Annotated in this window: 20 protein-coding genes; 7 read left to right on the forward strand and 13 right to left on the reverse strand. The window is 70.1% G+C overall.

Going from position 1 to position 22,149, the window contains the following annotated elements; all coding sequences use genetic code 11:
* Window positions 1-19: 19 nt before the first annotated feature.
* Window positions 20-922 (reverse strand): succinate--CoA ligase subunit alpha, encoded by a 903-nt coding sequence (gene sucD, locus RIF65_RS01120; protein ID WP_309064654.1) that lies wholly within the window; start codon window positions 920-922, stop codon window positions 20-22.
* 43 nt (window positions 923-965) lie between these two features.
* Complete coding sequence (gene sucC / locus RIF65_RS01125; protein ID WP_309064653.1) at window positions 966-2,132, reverse strand: ADP-forming succinate--CoA ligase subunit beta; 1,167 nt, start codon at window positions 2,130-2,132, stop codon at window positions 966-968.
* Window positions 2,133-2,336: 204 nt separating this feature from the next.
* Here sucC and RIF65_RS01130 point away from each other — a divergent pair, with 204 nt between their 5' ends.
* A complete protein-coding gene (locus RIF65_RS01130; protein WP_309064652.1) occupies window positions 2,337-3,008 on the forward strand; it encodes a TetR/AcrR family transcriptional regulator in 672 nt (223 codons plus the stop codon).
* 81 nt (window positions 3,009-3,089) lie between these two features.
* Window positions 3,090-4,340 (forward strand): acyl-CoA dehydrogenase family protein, encoded by a 1,251-nt coding sequence (locus RIF65_RS01135; protein WP_309064651.1) that lies wholly within the window; start codon window positions 3,090-3,092, stop codon window positions 4,338-4,340.
* 142 nt (window positions 4,341-4,482) lie between these two features.
* Here RIF65_RS01135 and RIF65_RS01140 read toward each other — a convergent pair whose 3' ends face one another.
* Window positions 4,483-4,977 carry a hypothetical protein gene (locus tag RIF65_RS01140; RefSeq protein WP_309064650.1) on the reverse strand — a complete coding sequence of 165 codons (495 nt, stop codon included), beginning with the start codon at window positions 4,975-4,977 and terminating at the stop codon, window positions 4,483-4,485.
* A 32-nt stretch (window positions 4,978-5,009) separates the two neighbouring features.
* Between RIF65_RS01140 and RIF65_RS01145 the strand changes: the two genes are divergently transcribed.
* Window positions 5,010-6,461, forward strand: coding sequence for a phytoene desaturase family protein (locus tag RIF65_RS01145; protein WP_309064649.1), 1,452 nt, complete (start codon window positions 5,010-5,012; stop codon window positions 6,459-6,461).
* Between the two features lie 391 nt (window positions 6,462-6,852).
* Window positions 6,853-7,890, forward strand: a complete 1,038-nt coding sequence (locus RIF65_RS01150) for an ATP-dependent DNA ligase (protein ID WP_309064648.1) — start codon at window positions 6,853-6,855, stop codon at window positions 7,888-7,890.
* A 3-nt stretch (window positions 7,891-7,893) separates the two neighbouring features.
* Here RIF65_RS01150 and ligD read toward each other — a convergent pair whose 3' ends face one another.
* From ligD to RIF65_RS01165, 3 genes are all read right to left on the reverse strand, one after another.
* Window positions 7,894-8,964, reverse strand: coding sequence for a non-homologous end-joining DNA ligase (gene ligD, locus RIF65_RS01155; RefSeq protein WP_309064647.1), 1,071 nt, complete (start codon window positions 8,962-8,964; stop codon window positions 7,894-7,896).
* A gap of 71 nt (window positions 8,965-9,035) precedes the next feature.
* Window positions 9,036-10,184, reverse strand: coding sequence for an SseB family protein (locus RIF65_RS01160; protein ID WP_309064646.1), 1,149 nt, complete (start codon window positions 10,182-10,184; stop codon window positions 9,036-9,038).
* Between the two features lie 186 nt (window positions 10,185-10,370).
* Window positions 10,371-12,827 carry an ATP-dependent helicase gene (locus RIF65_RS01165; RefSeq protein WP_309064645.1) on the reverse strand — a complete coding sequence of 819 codons (2,457 nt, stop codon included), beginning with the start codon at window positions 12,825-12,827 and terminating at the stop codon, window positions 10,371-10,373.
* Between the two features lie 64 nt (window positions 12,828-12,891).
* On the opposite strand from RIF65_RS01165, the gene RIF65_RS01170 reads away from it, so the two are divergent.
* Complete coding sequence (locus RIF65_RS01170; RefSeq protein WP_309064644.1) at window positions 12,892-13,284, forward strand: YccF domain-containing protein; 393 nt, start codon at window positions 12,892-12,894, stop codon at window positions 13,282-13,284.
* A 22-nt stretch (window positions 13,285-13,306) separates the two neighbouring features.
* Here the strand turns inward: RIF65_RS01170 and RIF65_RS01175 are convergent, their stop codons facing one another.
* Window positions 13,307-14,293 carry a glycerophosphodiester phosphodiesterase family protein gene (locus tag RIF65_RS01175; protein WP_309064643.1) on the reverse strand — a complete coding sequence of 329 codons (987 nt, stop codon included), beginning with the start codon at window positions 14,291-14,293 and terminating at the stop codon, window positions 13,307-13,309.
* A gap of 87 nt (window positions 14,294-14,380) precedes the next feature.
* On the opposite strand from RIF65_RS01175, the gene RIF65_RS01180 reads away from it, so the two are divergent.
* Both RIF65_RS01180 and RIF65_RS01185 read left to right on the forward strand, forming a co-directional pair.
* Window positions 14,381-15,304: a Bax inhibitor-1/YccA family protein gene (locus RIF65_RS01180; protein ID WP_309064763.1), complete on the forward strand. Its 924-nt coding sequence runs from the start codon at window positions 14,381-14,383 to the stop codon at window positions 15,302-15,304.
* A gap of 178 nt (window positions 15,305-15,482) precedes the next feature.
* Entirely contained in the window at window positions 15,483-15,755 is a 273-nt protein-coding gene (locus tag RIF65_RS01185; protein WP_309064642.1) for a GlsB/YeaQ/YmgE family stress response membrane protein, read from the forward strand.
* A 7-nt stretch (window positions 15,756-15,762) separates the two neighbouring features.
* On the opposite strand, the gene RIF65_RS01190 is transcribed toward RIF65_RS01185, so the two are convergent.
* The 6 genes from RIF65_RS01190 to RIF65_RS01215 form a co-directional block, all read right to left on the reverse strand.
* Window positions 15,763-17,037, reverse strand: a complete 1,275-nt coding sequence (locus RIF65_RS01190) for an RNA polymerase sigma factor (RefSeq protein ID WP_309064641.1) — start codon at window positions 17,035-17,037, stop codon at window positions 15,763-15,765.
* Between the two features lies 1 nt (window position 17,038).
* Window positions 17,039-17,464, reverse strand: a complete 426-nt coding sequence (locus tag RIF65_RS01195) for a YciI family protein (RefSeq protein WP_309064640.1) — start codon at window positions 17,462-17,464, stop codon at window positions 17,039-17,041.
* A 108-nt stretch (window positions 17,465-17,572) separates the two neighbouring features.
* A complete protein-coding gene (locus RIF65_RS01200) occupies window positions 17,573-19,063 on the reverse strand; it encodes a glycosyltransferase (RefSeq protein WP_309064639.1) in 1,491 nt (496 codons plus the stop codon).
* Window positions 19,054-20,640: a glutamine-hydrolyzing GMP synthase gene (gene guaA / locus RIF65_RS01205; protein WP_309064638.1), complete on the reverse strand. Its 1,587-nt coding sequence runs from the start codon at window positions 20,638-20,640 to the stop codon at window positions 19,054-19,056. Before guaA ends, RIF65_RS01200 begins: the two co-directional genes overlap by 10 nt.
* Window positions 20,637-21,107: a DUF3817 domain-containing protein gene (locus tag RIF65_RS01210; RefSeq protein ID WP_309064637.1), complete on the reverse strand. Its 471-nt coding sequence runs from the start codon at window positions 21,105-21,107 to the stop codon at window positions 20,637-20,639. The genes guaA and RIF65_RS01210 overlap by 4 nt, the downstream gene beginning before the upstream one ends.
* 85 nt (window positions 21,108-21,192) lie before the next feature.
* Window positions 21,193-21,972 carry a DUF2510 domain-containing protein gene (locus RIF65_RS01215; RefSeq protein ID WP_309064636.1) on the reverse strand — a complete coding sequence of 260 codons (780 nt, stop codon included), beginning with the start codon at window positions 21,970-21,972 and terminating at the stop codon, window positions 21,193-21,195.
* Window positions 21,973-22,149 lie beyond the last annotated feature (177 nt).

The following is a 22,149-nucleotide window of genomic DNA, read 5'->3' on the forward strand; positions in this document are numbered from 1 at the left end:
CGCGTTCGAGTCTAGCGCGTCAGAGCGACTCGACGATCTCGCGCATCAGGTCGGCGGTCTCGGACGGGGTCTTGCCGACCTTGACACCGGCGGCCTCCAGTGCCTCCTTCTTCGCCTGCGCGGTGCCGGCGGAGCCGGACACGATCGCACCGGCGTGGCCCATCGTCTTGCCCTCCGGCGCGGTGAAGCCCGCCACGTAGCCGACGACCGGCTTGGTCACGTTCGCCTTGATGTACTCGGCCGCGCGCTCCTCGGCGTCGCCACCGATCTCGCCGATCATCACGATCGCCTTCGTCTCGGGGTCCGCCTCGAAGGCGGCGAGCGCGTCGATGTGCGTGGTGCCGATGACCGGGTCGCCGCCGATGCCGATGGCGGTCGAGAAGCCCAGGTCGCGCAGTTCGTACATCATCTGGTAGGTCAGCGTGCCCGACTTCGACACCAGGCCGATCGGGCCTTTGCCGGTGATGTTCGCCGGGGTGATGCCGGCGAGCGCCTCACCGGGGGTGATGATGCCGGGGCAGTTCGGGCCGATGATGCGGGTCTTGTTGCCCTTCGACTTCGCGTACGCCCACGCCTCGGCGCTGTCGCCGACCGGGATGCCCTCGGTGATGACGACCAGCAGCGGGATCTCGGCGTCGATGGCCTCGATCATCGCGTCCTTGGCGAACTTCGGCGGCACGAAGGCGACCGACACATCAGCGCCGGTCTTCTCGATGGCTTCGGCGACCGTGCCGAACACGGGCAGGTCGACCTCGCCCTCGTGCGGCTTCTCGTGCGTGACGGTGGTGCCGGCCTTGCGGGCGTTCACGCCGCCGACGATGTTCGTGCCGGCCTTCAGCATGAGCGCGGTGTGCTTGGTGCCCTCGCCGCCGGTGATGCCCTGGACGATGACCTTGGAGTCCTTGTTGAGGTAGATCGACATTTCTTCAGTCCTTAAAGATTGGGTCCCTGAGCCTGTCGAAGGGTCAGGCGTTCGCCAGCTCGGCCGCCTTGTCGGCACCCTCGTCCATGGTGGCGGCGAGCGTGACGAGCGGGTGGTTGGCCTCGGCCAGGATCGCGCGGCCCTCCTCGACCTGGTTGCCGTCCAGCCGCACGACGAGCGGCTTGGTGGCCGAGTCGCCCAGGATCTCGAGAGCCTTGACGATGCCCTCGGCGACCGCGACGCAGGAGGTGATGCCGCCGAACACGTTCACGAAGACGCTCTTGACCTGCTCGTCGCCGAGGATCACGTCGAGGCCGCTCGCCATGACCTGGGCGTTCGCGCCGCCGCCGATGTCGAGGAAGTTCGCCGGCTTGACGCCGCCGTGGTTCTCGCCGGCGTAGGCGACCACGTCGAGCGTGGACATGACGAGTCCAGCGCCGTTGCCGATGATGCCGACCTGTCCGTCGAGCTTGACGTAGTTGAGCCCCGCGGCCTTGGCCTTCGCCTCCAGCGGGTCGGTGGCGGCCTTGTCCTCGAGCTCCTCGTGCTCGGGGTGGCGTACCTCGCTGCCGTTGTCGTCGAGGGTGACCTTGCCGTCGAGGGCGATGATCTCGCCGTCCTCGGTGCGCACCAGCGGGTTGACCTCGACGAGGGTGGCGTCCTCACCCTTGTACACCTCGTACAGCTTCACGAACACGTCCGAGACCTTCTCGACGAGGTCCTCGGGGAAGTTCGCGGCCTTGGCGATCTCGACGGCCTTGGCCTTGTCGATGCCGGTGAGCGGGTCGACCTCGATACGGGCAAGGGCCTCGGGCTTCTCGACGGCGAGCTGCTCGATCTCCATGCCGCCCTCGACCGAGCACAGGCTCAGGTACGAACGGTTGGCGCGGTCGAGCAGCACCGAGAAGTAGTACTCCTCGGCGATGCGAGCACCGGCCGCGACCATGACCCGCTGCACGACGTGGCCCTTGATGTCGAGGCCGAGGATGGCCTTGGCCGCCTCGTACGCCTCGTCGGGGTTCTTGGCGACCTTGACGCCGCCTGCCTTGCCGCGTCCGCCGGTCTTGACCTGCGCCTTGACGACGACCACGCCACCCAGCTTCTCAGCCGCTGCCTTCACCTCCTCGGGGGTGTCGGCGACGATGCCGGCGAGAACCGGCACTCCGTAGGATTCGAAAAGGTCTCGTGCCTGGTACTCGTAGAGATCCACAGTGCAGTCCTTCGCTGGTTGCGGCGGATGGGACGCGACAGTTCTGTCGGGTGTGTCGACCTGAGTCGACCCGATTCCACAGCCTACTACCGCGGATCCCCCCTCCCCGTACGCGGTTTCGCGGGCGGTGCATGGCGAATGGCATCCCGTCACGCGCCGTCAGGGGCCGTGTCCAGCCGATCGCCCGGCGATAGGCTCGCCGGTATGACCGAGCATGCCGAGGTGTCGCCCACGCGCACCGCTGTCGTCGCCGCAGCGCTCGAACTGTTCGCGCGTCAGGGGTTCGACGCGACGTCGGTGGAGCAGATCGCCCGCGCCGCCGGCGTCTCCCGCTCCACGTTCTTCCGGCAGTTCGGCGGCAAGGAGGATGTGGTCTTCGCCGACCACGAGGGGCTCATCGCCGAGCTGCGCGCGTTCCTCTCCGAGCCGCACGACGACCCGTGGGAGGCGGTGTGCGCGGCATCCGAGCGGGTCTTCTCGCACTTCGCCCGCGATCCCGAACTGGCCCGGCGCCGGTACGAGATCGTCCGAGGCGTGCCCGGTCTGCGCGACCGGGAGATCGTGACGGTGTTCCGCTACGAGCGTCTGTTCGACGAGTACCTGCGCGAGTCGCTCCCTGGTCTCGCCCCCATCGACGCCGTGGGCTTCTCGGCGCTGGTGACGGCCGTCCACAACCACGTGCTGCGGCAGCTGCTGCGCGGCGAGAAGGTGCCGGTTGCGACGCTGCGCCGCGCACTCGACGACGTCCGGCGGCGGTACGGCGTCCTGCCCGGCGAGCCCGAGCCGCAGCCCGACGACGTCGTCGTCGCGGTGTTCCCGCGCGTCATGCCGATCGCCGAGATGTCCCGCCGGGTGCAGGCCAAGCTGTCCGACTGACCCGCACCGGCCCGAGGGTTCGTGAGACTCCGTTTCGGTTAGGCTGACACTCAGTACCTATCGAGTCCGCGAAGGAGCGCCATGACCGCCGACCCCGTCTTCCCCGGTGAGAGCGTCGACCGCTACGACATCCGCTCGCGCCTGGACACCGACTACTACGCCGTCTTCGCCGACATCCCCGACGCCGACCGGGCGGTCTGGGAGCGCGCCAGGGAGTACGTCGACGAGGTCGCGCCGATGATGACCGCCGCCTGGGACCGGGCGGAGTACCCTCTCCAGGCGGCGCGCCGACTCGGCGAGTACGACCTCATCGTGGACGGCATCGAGCACCCGGCCCTGACCCGCATGTCGCCTTTGGCTGCCGGACTCGTCAACATGGAGATCTCTCGCGGTGACGGCTCGCTGGGGACGATCGTCGCCGTCCAGGGCGGGCTGGCACTGCGCACCCTCGCGCTGTTCGGCAGCGCGCAGCAGCAGGAGCGCTGGCTGAAGCCGGTGGCGGATGCCAGTGTGCTGGCCGCCTTCGCCCTCACCGAGCCCGACCACGGGTCCGACTCGGTCTCACTGGAGACCACCGCCCGGCGGGTGCGGACGGACGGGTCGGATGCTTTCGAGTGGGTGATCCGCGGGTCGAAGAAGTGGATCGGCAACGGTGCGTCCGGTGGGATCACCCTGGTCTGGGCGCGGATCGACGACGAGGGCGCCGACGACCACGACGGGGTGCGGTGCTTCATCGTGCCGCAGGACTCCCCCGGCTATCAGGGCACGGTCATCGAAGGGAAGGCGTCGCTGCGCGGCATCCATCAGGCGCACATCCGTCTCGACGACGTCCGGCTGCCCGCCGACGCCGTGCTGCCGGGCACGCGCACCTTCAAGGACGCCTCGACGGTGCTGTACGCCACGCGGTCCGGGGTCGCCTGGTCAGCACTCGGGCACGCCACCGCCTGCTACGAGGCGGCGCTGTCGTACGCGATGCAGCGCATGCAGTTCGGCAGGCCCCTGGCGAAGTTCCAGATGGTCCAGGAACGGCTCACGCACATGCTCGAGGACCTCACCGCGATGCAGCTGTACTGCCGCCGGCTGGCGGACCTCGAGCTGGCCGGCGCGCTGCGGCCGACGCAGGCGTCGCTGGCGAAGTTCCACAACACGCGCGCCGCGCGCCGGATCGCGGCGACCGCGCGCGACCTGCTCGGCGGCAACGGCATCCTGCTGGAGTACGGGGTCATCCAGCACATGGCCGACATCGAGGCCATCCACACCTACGAGGGCACCGAGAGCGTGCAGGCCCTGTTGCTGGGCCGCGACATCACCGGGATGAGCGCCTTCGTCTGAGCTCGCGCCCGCGCTTCGCGTTCGATCTCCGGCCCCCGCGGGCGTGCGCACCATGTCCGCGCCAGCTTGCGGCATCCGCGCCATCGATCAACGCAGCGGATGCCAGAAACTACAGCCCACGCGTGACGGCGGGCGCCCCCGCTCAGTCGCAGCCGCAGTTGCCCGCGGCGTTGCGCACCATGAAGCACACGTCGCACACACCGTAGTCGCGCTCGACCGACTTCGGAGCGCGCGGCGGGCGCTCGGCGGTGGCCCGGGGCGTGGCGGGCTTGCGGACTGCGGTGCGCTTGCCCACCGGCGCCGCGTCGAGGAACTCACTCGGGTGCGTCGCGTACCAGTACGGCGGGCGGCCCTCGCTGGGCTGCAGCCGCAGCGGGCCGGAGCGCAGCACGACCTGCTCCCCCTCCGCGAAGCCGTTCGTGTACGTCCTGCCGATGTGCAGCGGCGCGCCCTCCCCGCGGCGCAGCGCCTCGATGTAGCGGCCGCGGTCGATCAGCGTGGTCACGCCGACGGCGTCGAGGATCTCGGCGATGAAGGCGTGGTTCTCCTCGGGCACACGGTGGGCGCGCAGCGCGTCGGCGAGGGACTTGTAGGGACGGGACGTGCCTGCGGGCGTCGGCCCCTGAACTTCTTTCATCACGTTCAAGGATCGCATGGAAGACTGGCGGGATGGCACGGGCGACGGTGATCGGAAGCGGACCGAACGGGCTCGTCGCGGCCGTCTCCCTGGCGCGCGCCGGCTACGACGTCGAGGTGCTCGAGGCGGCCGACACGGTGGGCGGTGGCGTCCGCACGCAGCCGGGCCCGCTTCCCGGCTTCGTCACGGATGTGTGCTCGGCGGTGCACCCGGCGGCCCCGGATTCGCCGTTCTTCCGCGCCTTCGGGCTCGCGGAGCGGATCGACTGGGTGCGCCCGGAGATCTCGTTCGCGCACCCCCTCGACGACGGCAGGGCCGGCATCGCCTGGCGCGACATCGACCGCACCGCCGAGGCCCTCGGGGTGGACGCGCGCGCCTGGTACGCGCTGCTGCGCCCGCTGTCCACGCACATCGAGGGCGTGCAGGACTTCACCGGCAACGCGCTGCTGCGCATCCCCCGGCATCCGATCACGGCGATCCGGTACGGGCTGCGGGTGCTCGAGCAGGGATCCCCGCTCGCGAAGCGCACGTTCCGCACACCGGAGGCAGCCGCCCTGCTGTCGGGCGTGATCGCGCACGCCAACGCCGCTCTGCCCGCCCCGAGCGCCGCGGCGGCGGGCCTGCTGCTGGCCGCGCACGCGCACGCCGGCGGGTGGCCCTACCCGCGAGGCGGCGCACAGCGCATCGCCGACGTCCTGCAGGCCGACCTCGAGGGGCACGGCGGCACGATCCGCACCGGCGAGCGGGTCGACGACCTCGCGACGCTCGACTGGGGGGACCCGGCGCACGGCGACGTGCTCGTGCTCAACACGTCGCCGCGGTTGGCGCTCACGCACCCCGACATCCCGCCGCACTACGCCAGGGCGATCCGCTCGTACCGCTACGGGTCGGGGGCGGCGAAGGTGGACTTCGCCCTCGACGGTCCGGTGCCGTGGACGAATCCGCTGGTCGCGCAGTCCCCCACCGTGCACGTCGGCGGCACGCAGGCGGAGGTGTGGGCCAGCGAGAACGCGGTCGTCCGCGGGGCGGTCAGCGACCGGCCGTACGTGCTCGTCGTGCAGCCATCCGTGCTCGACGAGAGCAGGGCGCCGGAGGGCAAGAGCGTGCTGTGGACCTACATCCACGTCCCGGCGGACTCGCCGTTGGATGCCACCGAGCTGATCATCCGGCAGATCGAGCGCTTCGCGCCAGGGTTCCGCGACCGCATCCTCGCCTCGCACGCGGTGCCGGCGTCGGCCCGCGAGATGCTGAACCCGGCCGAGATCGACGGGGACATCCTGGGCGGCGCGTTCAGCATGCTGCAGGCGGTGCGCCGCCCGGTGATCTCGCCGGCGCCGTGGCGCACGCCCTTGTCCGGCGTGTACCTCGCGTCGGCGTCGACACCGCCCGGGCCGGGAGTGACGGGGATGCCGGGTTGGCACGCCGCCCGCACGGCGCTCCGCGACGCCGGCATCCGCACCACCCCCGAGGAGCTGTTCGCCTGAGCGCCGCGCCCTGCTCGGCGCCCTGTAACGTGGCGCAGTTCGCCGCATCCCGCGCGCTCGCGTGCCCCGATGTGGCGCACCTTGCCGCATCCGGCGCCGTGAAGCGACCATGCGCGCCACATCCTGGTGGGGTGACGACCATGCGCGCCACATCCTGGTGGGGGGGTGACGACCATGCGCGCCACCTCCACGGGGCGCCAGGCGACGAACGCGCGCACGCGGGTGCCCCGATGTGGCGCACCTTGCCGCATCCCCCGCCGTGTAGCGACCATTCGGGCCACATCCTGGTGGGGGGCGACGACCATCTGCGCCACCTCAACCCGGAGCGCCGAGCAGGTCCACCACGCCGCGCGGGCTTCCCGCCCCGGCGCCGGGGCAGCAGGATGGGAGCATGCGTTACGACATCCCCGCCCCGATGTTGGCGAAGGCCGCGGCATCCGTCCCCGACCCGACGAAGAAGCCGATGCTGTTCGAGCCGAAGTGGGACGGCTTCCGAGGGCTGGTGGCGTGGGATGGCGAGACGCTCGAGATCGGCTCCCGCGGCGCCAAGCCGCTCACGCGCTACTTCCCCGAGTTGGTCGAGGCGCTGCCCGGCATCCTTCCGGGCCCGTGCCTGCTCGACGGCGAGATCGTCGTCGCCACCGGACCCGATGGTGCTCAGCGCCTGGACTGGGAGGCGCTCAGCCAGCGCATCCACCCGGCCGCATCTCGGGTCGCGAAGCTCGCCGTCGAGACGCCGGCGATGTTCATCGCGTTCGACCTGCTCGCCGAAGGCGATGAGGATCTGCAGCAGCATCCGTTCCGCGAGCGGCGGGCACGACTCGAGCGGATGCTGGCCGGCGCCAGGCATCCGCTGCACCTGACCCGCACGACCGAGGACGCCGACCTCGCCCGCCGCTGGCTGGCCGAGTTCGAGGGCGCCGGGCTGGACGGCGTGGTCGCCAAACCACTGGACGACCCTTACGCGCCGGGGAAGCGAACCCTGATCAAGATCAAGCACGCCCGTACCGCGGATGTCGTCGCGCTCGGCTACCGGGTGCACAAGAGCGGTTCCGGCGTCGGTTCGCTGCTCGTCGGCCTGTACGACGACTCCGGCGCGCTCCGTCAGGTGGGCGGCGTTGCGGCGTGGAGCGACGCGATGCGCCGGAAGCTGGTCGACGAGCTCGACCCGCTCGTGGAGCGGGATGCCGGCGGCGAGGCCGTCATGGGCGAGGGCGAACGCTCGCGCTTCAGCGGCGCGAAGGACGTGTCCTTCGTGCGCCTGCGCCCCGAGCTCGTGCTCGAGGTGCGCTACGACCAGCTCGAGGGCGCGCGCTTCCGGCACACGGTGCAGTTCGAGCGGTGGCGTCCGGACCGGGACGCCCGCTCGTGCACGTTCGACCAGCTGGACACCGTGGCCGGGTACGACCTCGCCGACGTGCTGGAGTGACGGTCAGTCCTCGACGGGCGTGCCGTCGGGGTTCCAGTTCGCTGCGACCTTCTTGCTGGGCTGCACCCGCGGCGGCTCGCCCGGCATCTTCGGGAACTCCGGCGGGAACGGCATCTCGCCGAGGCCGTTCTGCACGTCGCGCTCCCACCACTCCAGAAGCGTGTCGATGCGCCCCGGGTCCTTCTGCAGCTCGGCCCACGGGTCGCCGATGTCGGCCAGGCGTTGTGGGATCGTGCGGATCGTGAACCGGCGCGGGTCGACGTCATCCACCTCGTCCCAGTGCAGCGGCGTCGACACGGGCGCTCCCGGCTTCGCCCGGGGACTGTACGCCCCGGCCATGGTGCGGTCGCGGTTGGCCTGATTGAAGTCGACGAAGATCTTCTCGCCGCGCTCCTCCTTCCACCAGCTGGTGGTCACGCGCTCCGGCATCCGCCGCTCCAACTCGCGTCCCGCGGCGATAACTGCGTGCCGGACGGTGAGGAACTCCCATTCCGGCACGATCGGGCAGAAGACGTGCAGGCCACGGTTGCCGCTGGTCTTGATGAACGGCTCCAGGCCCGCCTCGCGCAGCACGTTGCGCAGCTCGTGCGCGGCGGGGATCGCCTGCTCGACGCCGGTGCCGGGCTGAGGGTCGAGGTCGATGCGCAGCTCGACCGGGTTGTCGGTGTTGTCAGCCAGCGACGCCCAGGGATGGAAGACGACCGTGTTCATCTGCACCGCCCACACGATCGCACTGGGGCGGTTCAGCACGATCTGCGGATGCCGTCGGCCGCTGTTGTAGGTGCACATGACGGCATCGACGAAGTCGGGGGTTCCCTTGGGCGGGTTCTTCGAGAAGAACTGCTCGCCCTGGATGCCGTCACGGAAGCGTTCCAGCGAGACCGGCCGGTTGCCGTTCGCGGCGAGGAACGGCTCGGCGACCTGCTGGGCGTACTCCGCGAACTCGGCCTTGGTGATCCCGTCGCCGGTGTCGCCCTCGGCGGGCGGCCACACCACCTTGTTCGGGCTGGAAAGCGCGACCTCGCGCTCACCGTCGGGGTCTGTCACGGTCAGGGTCACACGGTCAGCGGCCATGACTCCGACCCTAGAGCGAGAGACGGACGCCGCGACAGGGCTTGAACCGCGCCCGGTTGTGGCGGTATCTGTCAGTCGCCGATGTCGACGGCGAGTACGAGAACGGGCGCGAGATCGGCACGTTCGAGCGCGATCGACGGTCCGCCGATGTCGACCAGCACGCCTGCGATCTCGGAGTGCGAGCTGAGCACCTTGGCGAGCTGCTCGGGCGGGAACGGCATCGGCTTGTCCTTACGGCCGAGGGCGACGACCTCGAGCGGGTGCGAGAACACCTGCAGGAAGCGGCGGCCGTCGGTGGTGCGCGCCTCGGCGATCCCGACTGGCTGGCCGTTGCCGCCCTCGTTGACCGCCACCCAGGTGCGTGTGGTGGCGAGCGCCTCGGCGACCCGTGCCGCGGAGTCGGCCTGCCGCGGGGCGGCGAGGATCGTCTTGATCGTCATGTTCTCGTCGCCCTGCTCGAGCGCCCTCTTCAACAGCTCGGTCGGGAACACGGCGCGGTGCGGCGCGGAGGCGTTGTCGATGATGAGGCCGGTGAACCCCCCTGACACCACCTGCTGGTACACCGACGTGACCGGCTGGGCGATGGCGGAGGTGGCGGCCGCCTCCTCGTCACCTTGCACCGACGCGCGCAGGGCGGCACCGGAGCTGTAGGCGAGCATGAACGAGCGTTCGCCGTCGCGGATCACGCCCACCGACAGCGGCTTGCCCTCGCTGATCTGCTGGCGGGCATCGCCGTGCACGCGGAGGTAGAGGTGGCCCTGCAGCGACTGGCGCAGCACACCGAGGAACTGCTCGTTCGTCGCCCCTTCGGCGAGCTGGGCCAGGGCCTCACGCAGCAGGACGTTGTCGTTCAGCCCCTCGACAGTGTGCGTCTGCTCCGGCGGGAGCGCCGGGGCGAGGGGCAGCTTGGGCGGCTCCTGCGTGGCCTGCTGCTGCGCGGCGGAGGGAGCGGATGCCGGCGCGCTGGGCGCCGATGCCCGCTGCGCGGGCTCGTCCTCCGAGGACAGCGTCACCTCTGGGCCGGCGTCGGCTCCGACCCCGCGGAACGCCTGCACCGAGATGCCGACGCTGGGGACCGGCTCGGCCGGGGCGGCGGCCTCGGCGGATGCCGCGGATTCGGCGTCCGCCGGGTCGGCGTCGGCACCATCCGGGGTGCCGGTCTCGACGGCCTCGTCGATGAGTGCGTCGTCGGACTTCTTACGGCGGGAGAAAAGGCCCATATCTGCCAGCCTAACGCCGACGGCCTCCCCGGTCGTTGAGCCCTCCCCCGGTCGTTGAGCGAGGAAGCCGCAGGCGACCGAGACGAAACGCCCCCCTCAGCGGAGCCCCCGCCACAACGGGCGCGTTTCGTCTCGCTCCGCTCGCTCAACGACCGAAGATGGGCTCGCTCAACGACCGATGGTCACTCAGAGCTTGGTGATCGGGGCGATCTTGACCAGGAGCTTCTTCTGCCCCGCCGTGTCGAAGCGCACGTGCGCGATGCGCTTGGCGCCCTCGCCGGTGATGGCCTCGACGCGCCCCTCGCCGAAGTCGTCGTGGCGGATGCGGTCGCCGGCGGCCAGCTCCAGGTCGCCGTTGTCGCGCACCTTGCCGGTGACCCTGTTCGCGAACTTGTCCATCGCGGTCGACAGCGGCTTGAGCTGGCTCTTCGGCAGCGGGCTGACCCCGAACCGGTCGCCGCCCGACGACCCGAACCCGCCGGGACGCCGCGCGTTGAGCGCGCGCGACTGCATCCCGCCGCGGGAGTTCACGTCGCCCGGAGACTGCCGCCAGTCGATGAGGTCGGCGGGGATCTCCTGCAGGAACCGGCTCGGCATCGCGACCGAAACCTCGCCGAACTGCGCGCGGGTCATCGCCAGCGACAGGTGCAGCCGCTTGCGGGCGCGGGTGATGCCGACGTAGAACAGCCGGCGCTCCTCTTGCGGTCCACCGGGCTCCCCCGCGGAGATGCGGTGCGGGATGAGGTCCTCCTCGACGCCAGTGACGAACACCGCGTCGTACTCGAGGCCCTTCGCTGTGTGCATGGTCATCAACGACACCGTGCCGGACTCGTCGTCGAGATCATCGGCATCCGACACCAGCGCTACCTCGGTGAGGAAGTCGACGATGGTGCCGTCGGGGTTGTTCCGTGCGAAGTCACGGGCCACGGCGATGAACTCGTCGAGGTTCTCGAGGCGCGCCTCGTCCTGCGGGTCGCGACTGGCGCGCAGCGCGTCGAAGTAGCCACTCTTGGTCAGCAGCACCGTGAGTGCCTCGGCCACCGACGTCGGCGGAGGCACCTCGCCGGATGCCGGGGCGACGATCTCACTGGCCTCGGCGAGCACCGCGTCCAACTGACCGATCGCCGCCTGCAGCTTCGGCCCCACGCCGAGCTCCCCCGGGTGGCGCAGCGCGTCGCGGAAGCTGAGTCCGTGCTCGTCGGCGAAGCGGGCGATCGCGGTCTCGGTGACATCGCCGATGCCGCGGCGCGGCTTGTTCAGGATGCGGCGCACCGCCATGTCGTCCGCCGGGTTGGCGACGGCGACGAGGTAGGCGAGGGCGTCCTTGATCTCGGCGCGCTCGTAGAACTTGGTGCCGCCCATGATCTTGTACGGCACGGCGGAGCGGATGAAGATCTCCTCCAGCGCACGCGACTGCGAGTTGGTGCGGTAGAAGACCGCCATCTCGGAGTACGGGATGCCGGCGAGGCGCAGCGCCTCGATCTCGTCGGCGACGAACTGCGCCTCGTCGTGCTGCGAGTAGCCGGTGAAGCCGACGATCTTCTCACCAGGCCCCTTGTCACTCCACAGGTTCTTCGCCTTGCGGTCGAAGTTGTGCCCGATGACGGCGTTCGCCGCCGACAGGATGTTCTGCGTCGACCGGTAGTTCTGCTCGAGCAGCACTACTTTCGCGCCCGGGAAGTCGCGCTCGAACTCACTGATGTTGCGGATGTCGGCGCCGCGGAACGCGTAGATGGACTGATCGGAGTCGCCCACCACGGTCAGCGAGGCGCCCCCGACCGGGGCGTCTTCACCTGGCTGAGGCGAAGGGTCCGGCTCGAAGATCATCATGCCGTTCAGGGCATACGGCTCGGACGCCGAGCCCGACACCGGCCGCGTGAGCTCGTGGATGAGCGCGTACTGGGCGTGGTTGGTGTCCTGGTACTCGTCCACGAGGATGTGCCGGAACCGGCGCCGATAGGTGTCGGCGACCTGCGGGAACGCCCGGAACAGGAAGACCGTCTGTGCGATCAGGTCGTCGAAGTCGAACGCGTTCGCCTTCTGCAGCGCGCGCTGGTAGTCGGTGAAGATGTCGACGAACACCCGCTCGGCCGGGTCGCTCATGTTGGCCTGGCGGGCATAGCCCTCGGCATCGGTCAGCTCGTTCTTCAGCTTCGAGATCCGCGACTGCACGGATGCCGGAGTGAGCCCGAACGCGTCGGCCTCGTGCTCCTTCACCAGCCGCTTCAGCAGCGCACGGGAGTCGCCCGAGTCGTAAATGGTGAACGACTTCGTGAAGCCGAACTGCTCGGCCTCGCGACGCAGGATCCGCACGCAGGCGGAGTGGAACGTCGAGATCCACATGCCGCGGGCGGCCTGCCCCACCAGCGACTCGACGCGCTCGCGCATCTCACCGGCGGCCTTGTTGGTGAACGTGATGGCGAGGATCTGGCTCGGCCACGCCTCGCGCTGGCGCAGCAGCAGTGCGATCCTGCGGGTGAGCACGCTCGTCTTGCCGGATCCGGCGCCCGCGACGATGAGCAGCGCGTCGCCGCGGTAGGTGACGGCCTCGAGCTGCTGCGGGTTGAGTCCGGAGAGCAGCGGGTCCGGTCCGGCGCCGGTGGATCCGGGGCCGGCGGTGGTGGTGAGAGGCGCGTCGATCATGGCCTTACGAGTCTAGGTGCGGCATCCGACACCCGGATCCGGGCGGGAGTGCGAGAATCAGCACATGCGCACGATCCTCAACATCATCTGGGTCATCCTGGCCGGCTGGGCACTCTTCCTGGGCTACGTCCTGGCGGGGGTTCTGCTATGCATCCCGATCGTGACGATCCCGTGGGCGATCGCGTCGTTCCGCCTGGCCAACTACGCGCTGTGGCCGTTCGGGCGCGAGGTCGTCGACCGCGGCACGGCCGGCATCGGCTCGCTGCTCGGCAACGTGGTGTGGGTGGTGCTGGCCGGATGGTGGCTGGCGATCGGGCACATCCTGTCCGGCATCGCACTGTGCATCACAATCATCGGCGTCCCGATGGGCATCGCCGACTTCAAGATGGTGCCGATCTCGCTCATGCCGCTCGGCAAGGAGATCGTGCCGGCCCGCAGCGGCGCATTCGCGCGCTGATCCGGCATCCGGCCCGCGCCGCTCAGCCGCGGAAGAACGACACCGCCAGATCCGGGTGGTCGACGAACACGCCGTCGACCCCGGAGGCGGCGATGGCCGACCATTCCGACTCGTAGTCGCCGTATGCGGACTTGCCGCCCCCGGTGCGGTACTCCGGCGACAGGAACGCGTTCTCGGGCCGGGCCGTCCAAGTGAACACCTTCAGCCCGCGGGCGTGCGCGTCGGCCACGATCCGGTTGCCCTGCTCCAACAGCATCCGCTTGTTGACGCTGATGCCGTCCACCTTCCCCACCAGCGCGTCGAGTCCAGCGGGGGTGACCGCGTCGCGATACGACGGTGCAGCCTTGCCGTGGGCGGCGACGAGGTCGAACGGCTTTCCCGTGGCCTCGATGAGGTAGACGAAGGATGCCGCCACGCCACGCTCCCGCAGCTGGCGCAGCACGGTCGACTCGAACGCCTCGATGATCAGCGGCAACTCGCCATCGGCCCAACCGGATTCCCGCAGTTCCCGCTCGATCAGCGGCGCCAGAGCGAGCCCGATGCTCTCGAAGTACGTGGCGTGCTTGATCTCCAGCACCACGCCGATCTCACGGCCGTGCTCGTCGGACCCCTCCCGCACGAGGTCGAGGAGGTCACGCAGACGCAGGATGGGCTGCCCGTCGTCGAAGCTGGCGCTGGAGCGGCGGATCTTCGGCAGCCGCTCCCGCGTGCGCAGCGTCGAGAGCTCGTCCCAGGTGAAGTCCTCCGTGAACCAGCCCGTCAGCGCCACCCCGTCGATGCGCTTGGTGGTGCGACGCTCGGCGTACTCCGGGCGCTGAGCGACGTCCGTGGTGCCGGAGATCTCGTTCTCGTGCCGGATGACGAGCACGCCGTCCTTGGTAGCGACGATATCGGGTTCGACCGCGTCGACCCCCATCGCGAGGGCCAGTTCGTACGACGATCTGCTGTGCTCCGGCCGGTACCCGGGGGCGCCGCGATGACCGATGACGAGCGGCGATTTCCTGGGCACGCTCACAGCGTAAAGCACCTCTCTCATAGCCCCGCGCGGGTATCGTAAAGGAAAGCGATGACCGATCCCTCGGGAGTAGAGGCCACCATGAGCAACTTCGCATTCAACAACCCGGCGTTCCAGCAGCAGGATCCGCGCAATGTCGCGACCTACCCGGGCGGGCCGCAGGCCACTCAGGGCCCGTACACTCCCCCGCCCGCGCAGACCTCCGCGTTCACGCACGCCGGAGTCGACGCCGCCACCAACGCACACCTGGAGGGCATGTACGCCGCTCCCCCGGCCGGCGCGATCGAGACCGACCGAATGACGGTCGAGGACACCGTCTGGAAGACCGCCGGCCTGTTCGGCATCCTGCTCGTCACCGCCGTCGTCGGGTGGATGTGGACCTGGTCCAGCGCCATCGCCACCGGCCAGGCGAACATGATGCCGTGGATCATCGGCGCGCTGGGCGGCTTCGTGCTGGCGATGGTCGTCACGTTCACCTCGCGCAAGAAGGTCCGCCCCGGCCTGATCTGGGCGTACGCGGCCTTCGAGGGTCTGTTCGTCGGCGGCATCTCGGCGTTCTTCGAGCTGATCTGGCCCGGTGTGGTCGTGCAGGCCACCCTCGCGACCGTCTCGGTGGTCGGCGTCACCCTCGCCCTGTTCGCCAGCGGCAAGATCCGGGCCTCCGCGAAGATGACCAAGATCGTCATGATCGCGATGTTCGGCTACATGGCCTTCTCGGTGCTCAACCTCATCCTGATGTGGACGAACGTCCCGATGGCCGGTGGCGCGTTCGGCCTGTACAGCATGGACGTCGCCGGCATCCCGCTCGGTCTCATCATCGGCATCCTGGTCGTGTTCATGGCCGCATACTCGCTGGTGCTCGACTTCGACCAGATCCAGCAGGGCGTGCGCAACGGTGCTCCCCGCCAGTACGGCTGGCTGGGCGCCTTCGGCATCATGGTCACGGTCGTCTGGCTGTACGTCGAGATCCTGCGGATCCTCGCGATCCTGCGCGGCAACGAGTGAGACCGATCCGACTCTGAGAGAGGCGGTCGTCCCGATGGGGCGACCGCCTTTTTCGTGCGCCGATCACGCGAATAGCGCATTCTCGCGCATCGGCGCAAGGGGGTGCGGGCTGGGAGGACACCGGGAGCATGCTGGTGGAGACGGCACCCCGTCACCTACCAACAGAACGGAGACTCTCATGGGCTTCCTCGCTTTCCTCCTCCTCGGTCTCATCGCCGGTGCGATCGCCAAGCTGATCCTCCCCGGCCGGCAGGGCGGCGGCTGGATCGTCACGCTGCTGCTCGGTGTCGTGGGCGCACTCCTCGGCGGCTGGCTGGGCTCCGTGCTCTTCAACGCTCCCCTCGAGGAGTTCTGGAGCCTGCAGACCTGGCTCCTCGCCATCGGTGGTTCGATCGTCGTGCTGCTGATCTACGGCCTCATCGTCGGCCGCGGGGACCGCACCCGCGCCTGACCGACCGTCAGCCTCGGGCTTTGAGCTCGAGTGCGGACCGTTCGCGGTCGTTGCCCGCCAGTCGGGCAGCGGCCGCGAACTCGTTTCTGGCCTCCTCGGTGCGCCCCAGCCGCAGCAGCAGCTCGCCGCGGGTCGCCGGCAGCAGGTGGTAGCCACGCAGCTGTCCCGATGCGACGAGACGGTCGACGATGAGCAGAGCGGATGCCGGGCCGGTGGCCATCGCGACCGCAGCGGCCCGGTTCAGTTCGATCACGGGCGAAGGCGTCAGCTGCCCGAGCGCCTCGTACAGGATCACGATGCGCTCCCAGTCGGTCTCCTCGACGGATGCCGCCACGGCATGGCACTCCGCGATCGCCGCCTGCAGCGCGTACCCGCCGCGGCCTCGCCCCAGCGCGTCGGCGCGGGCGAGCGCAGCGCGCCCCCGGGCGATCGCGGACCGATCCCATCGGGTGCGGTCCTGATCCGCCAGCAGCACCGGATCGCCGTTCGCGTCGGTGCGCGCCGGGAAGCGGGCGGCGGTCAGCTCCATGAGGGCGAGCAGCCCGTGCACCTCGGGCTCGCGCGGCACCAGTTCGGCGAGCACCCGGGCGAGCCGGATCGCCTCACGGGCGAGATCGGGGCGCATCCAGTCGGGGCCGCTGCTGGCGGCGTGCGCCTCGTTGAAGATGAGGTACAGCACACCGAGCACGGCACTGAGCCGCCCGCGGAACTCCTCGCGCGGCGGCAGCTCGAACGGCGCGTGCGCCGCGCCGAGCGTCTTCTTCGCGCGGACGATGCGCTGCTGCACGGTGGCGACCGGCACCAGGAACGCGCGGGCGATCTCCTCGCTGCTCAGACCGCCGACCACACGGAGGGTCAGCGCGACCTGTGCCTCGCGGGAGAGGACGGGGTGGCAGGCGATGAAGATCAGCCGCAGGACGTCGTCGTCGATGGCATCCGGGTCCCACGGCAGCGCATCCGTGGCCTCGTCCTGCTCGCGTTCCAGGTCGTGCGCGATCGCGGCGATGCGTTCGTCGTGGCGCTCGCGCCGCCGCCAGCCGTCGATCGCCTTCCGCTTCGCGACCGCGGTGAGCCAGGCCGCCGGGTTGCGCGGCACACCGTCTGATGGCCACTGCTGGAGCGCCTCGGTCAGCGCATCCTGAGCGAGGTCCTCGGCGAGCGAGAAGTCGCCGACCATACGGGTGAGCGTCGCCACGATCCGGGCCGACTCGATGCGCCAGACGGCAGCGACGGCGCGCCCCGCGTCCGATGCGGGGCGCGCCGTCACGTCTCCGGTGGCCATGTCAGCCCTGGGCGCGCTGCGCCTGCTCCTCGCGCCAGCCCGCTTCCTTCTCGATCCACTCGTTGTCGGCCGGGAAGTCGGACATCTCGGTGACCCGGCGCACCTCGAGGAACGCGCCCGGACCGAGCGGGGCACGGCTGGCCCACTCCACCGCCTCCTCGCGCGACGCGACTTCGATGATCCAGAAGCCGTTGAACAGCTCCTTGGTCTCACCGTAGGGGCCGTCGGTGACGAGCGGCTTCTCAGCACTGAAGTCGACCACGAAGCCTTCGGCCGCGTCGGTCAGCCCCTCACCGGCGAGCAGCACGCCGGCCTTCATCATCGACTCGTTGTACTTGCCCATCGCTTCGATGACCTCTTCGAAGGGGATCTCCTCGTACGCCTTCACAGCCTCGTCGGTCGCGCGCATGATCAGCATGAACTTCATGATTCTGTCTCCTTGTAAAGGGGCCGTCTCTCGACCCTCTCATTGAAGACGTCGAACGAGAAGACGCCGGATCGACATCGGCGGGAAACTTTTTTCGCGAATCCCGGATCAGCGTCGCGGCGGCGCCGCGAGGGCCATGCGGGCGGCGTAGGCGAGGGCTGTCATCGCCGCGTCGGCACTCCAGACGGATGCCGCGGTGCGCGCCTCCCGGGCCAGGCGGCCGCGCAGCTCATGGTCGGTCAGGACGGCGCGAAGCGCCGCGGCGAGGGCCTGCTCGTCGCCGCTGGGAACCAGCACTCCCCCGCCGCCGCGGAGGATGTCGCCCGGCCCGTACCGGACGTCGTAGCTGATCACCGGGCACCCGGTCGCGAGCGCTTCGACGATCGACAGCCCCTGCCCCTCGAACGCCGTGGAGGTGACCATCACGGTGGCGCGGCGGAGCACCGCTGCCGGGTCGTCGGTCGCGCCCATCAGACGCACCCGGTCTGCGGCATCCGTCTCGGCGAGGAGAGCCGCGAGGCGGTCGCGGTCGGGACCGTCGCCCCAGATCTCCAGCACGGCGCCGTCGACGTCGGCGGCGAGGAAGGCGCGGATGCTGTGGTCGATGCGCTTCCCAGGGGCGAGGCGGGCCATGCTGACGACGAGCCCGGGCTCGCGAGCGCTGTCTTCGCGGGCGCCGTCTTCGCGGGCGCCGTCGTCGGTCGCGGTGGGCAGGTCGATGCCGTTCGGCGCGACGAGGTGCCGGGCACCGTCGCCGAAGCGCGCGACGACGTCGTCGCGCTGCGCCCGAGTGGGCCACAACACCGCGTCGAACCGGTCGGCGATGCCGAGCCATCGCGTCCACAGCGGGTTGAGCGGCGCGTCGGGGGTGTACGGCGGTTCGAGGTGCATCGTGTGGATGGTGTGCAGGATGCGCACGCGCGGGTCGCTCCAGCCGGCGATCAGCTCGCCGAGTTGGCGGGACTCGCAGATCAGGACCACCGGTCCGTCGCTGACGGCGACGACGTGCCGCAGCCAGGCCAGGTACAGGCCGCCGAACCCGGGGAGCGTGCCGACCTCCGCTCCGTCCGCGCCGTGCACCCGGACCGGCGCGGTACTGAGGTGCCAGTCCGGGTCACCCGTGATCACCGGCAGGGACAGGAACGCCCGCCCCTCGGCATCCGTCAACTCGCGGTAGTGCGCGGCGGGCGCCGAGTGCACGGCTTGCCGCCCACCGAACGGCTTGCCCGCGTCGGTATCCCGTGCGTTCGGCGAGATGCCGTGCACTGGGCGAGCGGATGCCGCGGTGCGTCGCAGCCACTCGGCGGCGCCGCCGGCCGGGGCCACCGCCTCGTCGAACAGGTTGCGCAGCGGGAGCCCGGCGGGCAGCATCCCCCGGCGGGTGAACTCGGCCCGGTGGGCGGCGTGCGTGACAGCATCCGCGGGGTCGAGGGTGAGCAGCTGCACGTCGGCGCCGCGCTCTGCCATCTGCCGGGCGCGGGCCAGGGTCGCGATCGTGTATCCACCGTCGAGGTCGGGGACGAGACGGCTCGACAGCACGAGATACGCCGCCTCGGGGAACGTCCCTGAGGCGGCGTCGATCTCTGCCCTTACTCCCACTCGATGGTCGCCGGCGGCTTCGAGGTGACATCGAGCACGACGCGGTTCACCTCGCGGACCTCGTTGGTGATGCGGTTCGAGATGCGGGCGAGCACGTCGTACGGCAGGCGGGTCCAGTCGGCGGTCATGGCGTCCTCGCTGGAGACGGGGCGCAGCACGATCGGGTGGCCGTAGGTGCGGCCGTCGCCCTGCACGCCCACCGAGCGGACATCGGCGAGCAGCACCACCGGGCACTGCCAGATGGTCTGGTCGAAACCGGCCTTGGTGAGCTCCTCGCGGGCGATCGCGTCGGCCTCGCGCAGCACCTCGAGGCGCTCCCGGGTGACCTCGCCGATGATGCGGATGCCGAGGCCGGGGCCGGGGAACGGCTGGCGGCCGACGATCGCCTCGGGGATGCCGAGTTCGCGGCCGATGGCGCGGACCTCGTCCTTGAACAGCGCGCGCAGCGGCTCGACGAGCTCGAAGTCCAGGTCCTCGGGCAGCCCGCCGACGTTGTGGTGCGACTTGATGTTCGCGGTGCCCGCGCCGCCGCCGGACTCGACGACGTCGGGGTACAGCGTGCCCTGGACGAGGAACTTGACCGGAGCGCCGCCCTCGGCCTTGGCCTCTTCGACGAGGTCGCGCTGCACCTGCTCGAACGCGCGGATGAACTCGCGGCCGATGATCTTGCGCTTGGTCTCGGGGTCGGTGACGCCGGCCAGATGCGCGAGGAAGGTGTCGGCGGCGTCGACGGTGATGAGGCGCACGCCGGTGGATTCGACGTAGTCCTTCTCGACCTGCTCGCGCTCCCCCTTGCGGAGGAGCCCGTGGTCGACGAACACGGCGGTGAGCTGGTCGCCGATCGCCTTGTGCACGAGGGCGGTGGAGACGGCGGAGTCGACGCCGCCGGACAGTGCGGAGATGACGCGGGCGTCGCCGACCTGGGCGCGGATGCGCTCGATCTGCTCGGCGATGACGTTGCCACTGTTCCAGTCGGCGGGAAGGCCAGCGCCACGGTGCAGGAAGTTCTCGATGATCGCCTGGCCGTGGTCCGAGTGCTTCACCTCGGGGTGCCACTGCACGCCGTAGAGCTTGCGCTCCTCGTTCGCGAACGCGGCGACCTTGGTGGCGTCGGTGGTGGCGAGCACGTCGAAGCCCTCGGGGGCACGGGAGACCTGGTCGCCGTGGCTCATCCACACGTTCTGCTCGGCGGGCTGGCCGGCGAGCAGGGTGCTGGAGGTGTCGGCGATGTGGGCGTCGGTGGCGCCGTACTCACGCAGGCCTGTGTTGGCGACCTCGCCGCCGAGGGTCTGCGCCATGTACTGGAAGCCGTAGCAGATGCCGAGGGTGGGCACGCCGAGGTCGAACACCTTCGGGTCGAGCTTGGGTGCGCCGTCCTCGTAGACCGAGGAGGGGCCGCCGGACAGGATCAGCGCCACCGGGTTCTTCGCCGCGATCTCCTCAGCGGATGCCGTGTGCGGCACGATCTCGCTGTAGACGCCCGCTTCGCGGACGCGGCGGGCGATCAGCTGCGCGTACTGCGCGCCGAAGTCGACGACGAGCGCCGGGCGCTGCTGGGTCTCGGTCTGTTCGGTCAACGGGCACCTTCCGTGGCGGGAACGGAGGCGGCGGCCGCCTCTCGGGAGTCGAGGTAGGTCTTCACGTCGCGCGCGACGCGCGTCTCCATGAAGAAGGACAGGAACGGGATGACGCCGCCCAGGGCGAGCAGGATGAAGCGCAGGAACGGCCAGCGCATCAGGCTCCACATCCGGAAGCAGGCGAACAGATACACGACGTAGAACCAGCCGTGTGCGATGAGGATGCCGAGCGAGAGGTTCGCTCCGTCACCGGTGGATTCGAGGCCCTCCGGACCCTCGACGACCTTCGCGAACCAGAGCGGTCCGCCGGAGCCGCCGGCGAACAGTTCGAGGTGGATCGGCGTGTACTTCAGCACCATCTCGGCCACGAGCAGCAGCAGCATGACGCCGGTGATGATCGATGCGATCTGGTAGAACTTCAGCGCTCCGCGGATCGCCGGGAAGCTGGCGACTTTGGGCTCGGGCATGGGTCCAGTCTAGTCGCGGCGGCGCTGGTGGTATGCCGGGCCGCGGGGCCGGTGCGGGTGCGGTCAGCGCTGTCGGTGGGTGGCGTCAGTCGGTAGACGAGAAGAAGTTGTCGACCTTCCACTCGCCGTCGATCTGGACGACGAAGTAGTCCCACGCTTCGTCGACGTCGACGGGTTCCTCCTGCTGGACGCCCTCCTCATCGAAGTAGCTGCTGTAGTGCTCGACGACGGAGACCTCGATGGCGTTGCCGACAGACGTCGTCGCGACGGTCTCGAGGCTGAACGTGACGTTTCCTTCACGGTAGGTGCGTGAGGAGAGGTAGAACGTCTCGCAGTCGGTGGTCTCAGTGATCTCCCGATATCCCTCGGTGGTGGTGGCGAAGTACGCGTCGCAGTCGGATCGCCACCACGCCTGGGTGAAGGCCTCGACGCCGGCGGCCGCTGCGGCCAGCTCCTCCTCGGTGTGCTCGCGCGCGGGAGGAGCACCGTCCTCACCCGAGGACGTGGCCGTGGTCGGGGCGTCCGACCCGAGCATGTCGCGCAGCGGGCCGAGGAGGATGAGCGCGCTCACGACGACCGCGGTGACCAGACCGGCGGTGACGCCGATCAGGATGGCGGGAAGCCAGCCGCGCACCGTGCGACGCGGGATGGGGGCGGATGCCGGTGTCGAGGGCGATCGGTGCGTGACGACGCCTGCCGGGAACGGCGAAGTGTTCTCCGGCCCGCCCGTCGGCGCGGCAGCGCCGACGTGGATGGCGCCGTCCGGCGGCACCCACGCTTGGACGTCCGCCGTCCACTGCGTGCCGTCCCACCACCGGGTGGTTCCGGTTCCGTCGTCGTACCATCCGGGGCTCGCCGATGCCATGGTTGATGCTACTGCGACTCGAGCGCCGGCAGCGCGGCGTTTCGTCTCTCGCTCCGAGGAGCCGGGGCTCCGGTGGAACGCCGGGGCGTTTCGTCTCGTCGCTGCGCTCCTCGCTCAACGACCGGGGAGGGAGGGCGTCCTCGCTCAACGACCGGGGGACGACGGAGGCCGCCGGGA

Origin of the sequence: Microbacterium sp. (assembly GCF_031180975.1) — a bacterium.
Lineage (GTDB): Bacteria > Actinomycetota > Actinomycetes > Actinomycetales > Microbacteriaceae > Microbacterium.

Excerpts from the sequence above, each read along its gene's own strand:
- RIF65_RS01215 (WP_309064636.1), bottom strand. The coding sequence starts at position 21,972 with ATGGCATCGGCGAGCCCCGGATGGTACGACGACGGAACCGGAACCACC.
- sucD (WP_309064654.1), bottom strand. The coding sequence starts at position 922 with ATGTCGATCTACCTCAACAAGGACTCCAAGGTCATCGTCCAGGGCATC.
- RIF65_RS01150 (WP_309064648.1), top strand. The coding sequence starts at position 6,853 with ATGCGTTACGACATCCCCGCCCCGATGTTGGCGAAGGCCGCGGCATCC.
- RIF65_RS01190 (WP_309064641.1), bottom strand. The coding sequence starts at position 17,037 with ATGGCCACCGGAGACGTGACGGCGCGCCCCGCATCGGACGCGGGGCGC.
- RIF65_RS01195 (WP_309064640.1), bottom strand. The coding sequence starts at position 17,464 with ATGAAGTTCATGCTGATCATGCGCGCGACCGACGAGGCTGTGAAGGCG.
- RIF65_RS01170 (WP_309064644.1), top strand. The coding sequence starts at position 12,892 with ATGCGCACGATCCTCAACATCATCTGGGTCATCCTGGCCGGCTGGGCA.
- RIF65_RS01140 (WP_309064650.1), bottom strand. The coding sequence starts at position 4,977 with ATGAAAGAAGTTCAGGGGCCGACGCCCGCAGGCACGTCCCGTCCCTAC.
- RIF65_RS01130 (WP_309064652.1), top strand. The coding sequence starts at position 2,337 with ATGACCGAGCATGCCGAGGTGTCGCCCACGCGCACCGCTGTCGTCGCC.
- RIF65_RS01160 (WP_309064646.1), bottom strand. The coding sequence starts at position 10,184 with ATGGGCCTTTTCTCCCGCCGTAAGAAGTCCGACGACGCACTCATCGAC.
- ligD (WP_309064647.1), bottom strand. The coding sequence starts at position 8,964 with ATGGCCGCTGACCGTGTGACCCTGACCGTGACAGACCCCGACGGTGAG.
- RIF65_RS01210 (WP_309064637.1), bottom strand. The coding sequence starts at position 21,107 with ATGCCCGAGCCCAAAGTCGCCAGCTTCCCGGCGATCCGCGGAGCGCTG.
- RIF65_RS01135 (WP_309064651.1), top strand. The coding sequence starts at position 3,090 with ATGACCGCCGACCCCGTCTTCCCCGGTGAGAGCGTCGACCGCTACGAC.
- RIF65_RS01165 (WP_309064645.1), bottom strand. The coding sequence starts at position 12,827 with ATGATCGACGCGCCTCTCACCACCACCGCCGGCCCCGGATCCACCGGC.
- RIF65_RS01180 (WP_309064763.1), top strand. The coding sequence starts at position 14,381 with ATGAGCAACTTCGCATTCAACAACCCGGCGTTCCAGCAGCAGGATCCG.
- RIF65_RS01145 (WP_309064649.1), top strand. The coding sequence starts at position 5,010 with ATGGCACGGGCGACGGTGATCGGAAGCGGACCGAACGGGCTCGTCGCG.
- RIF65_RS01185 (WP_309064642.1), top strand. The coding sequence starts at position 15,483 with ATGGGCTTCCTCGCTTTCCTCCTCCTCGGTCTCATCGCCGGTGCGATC.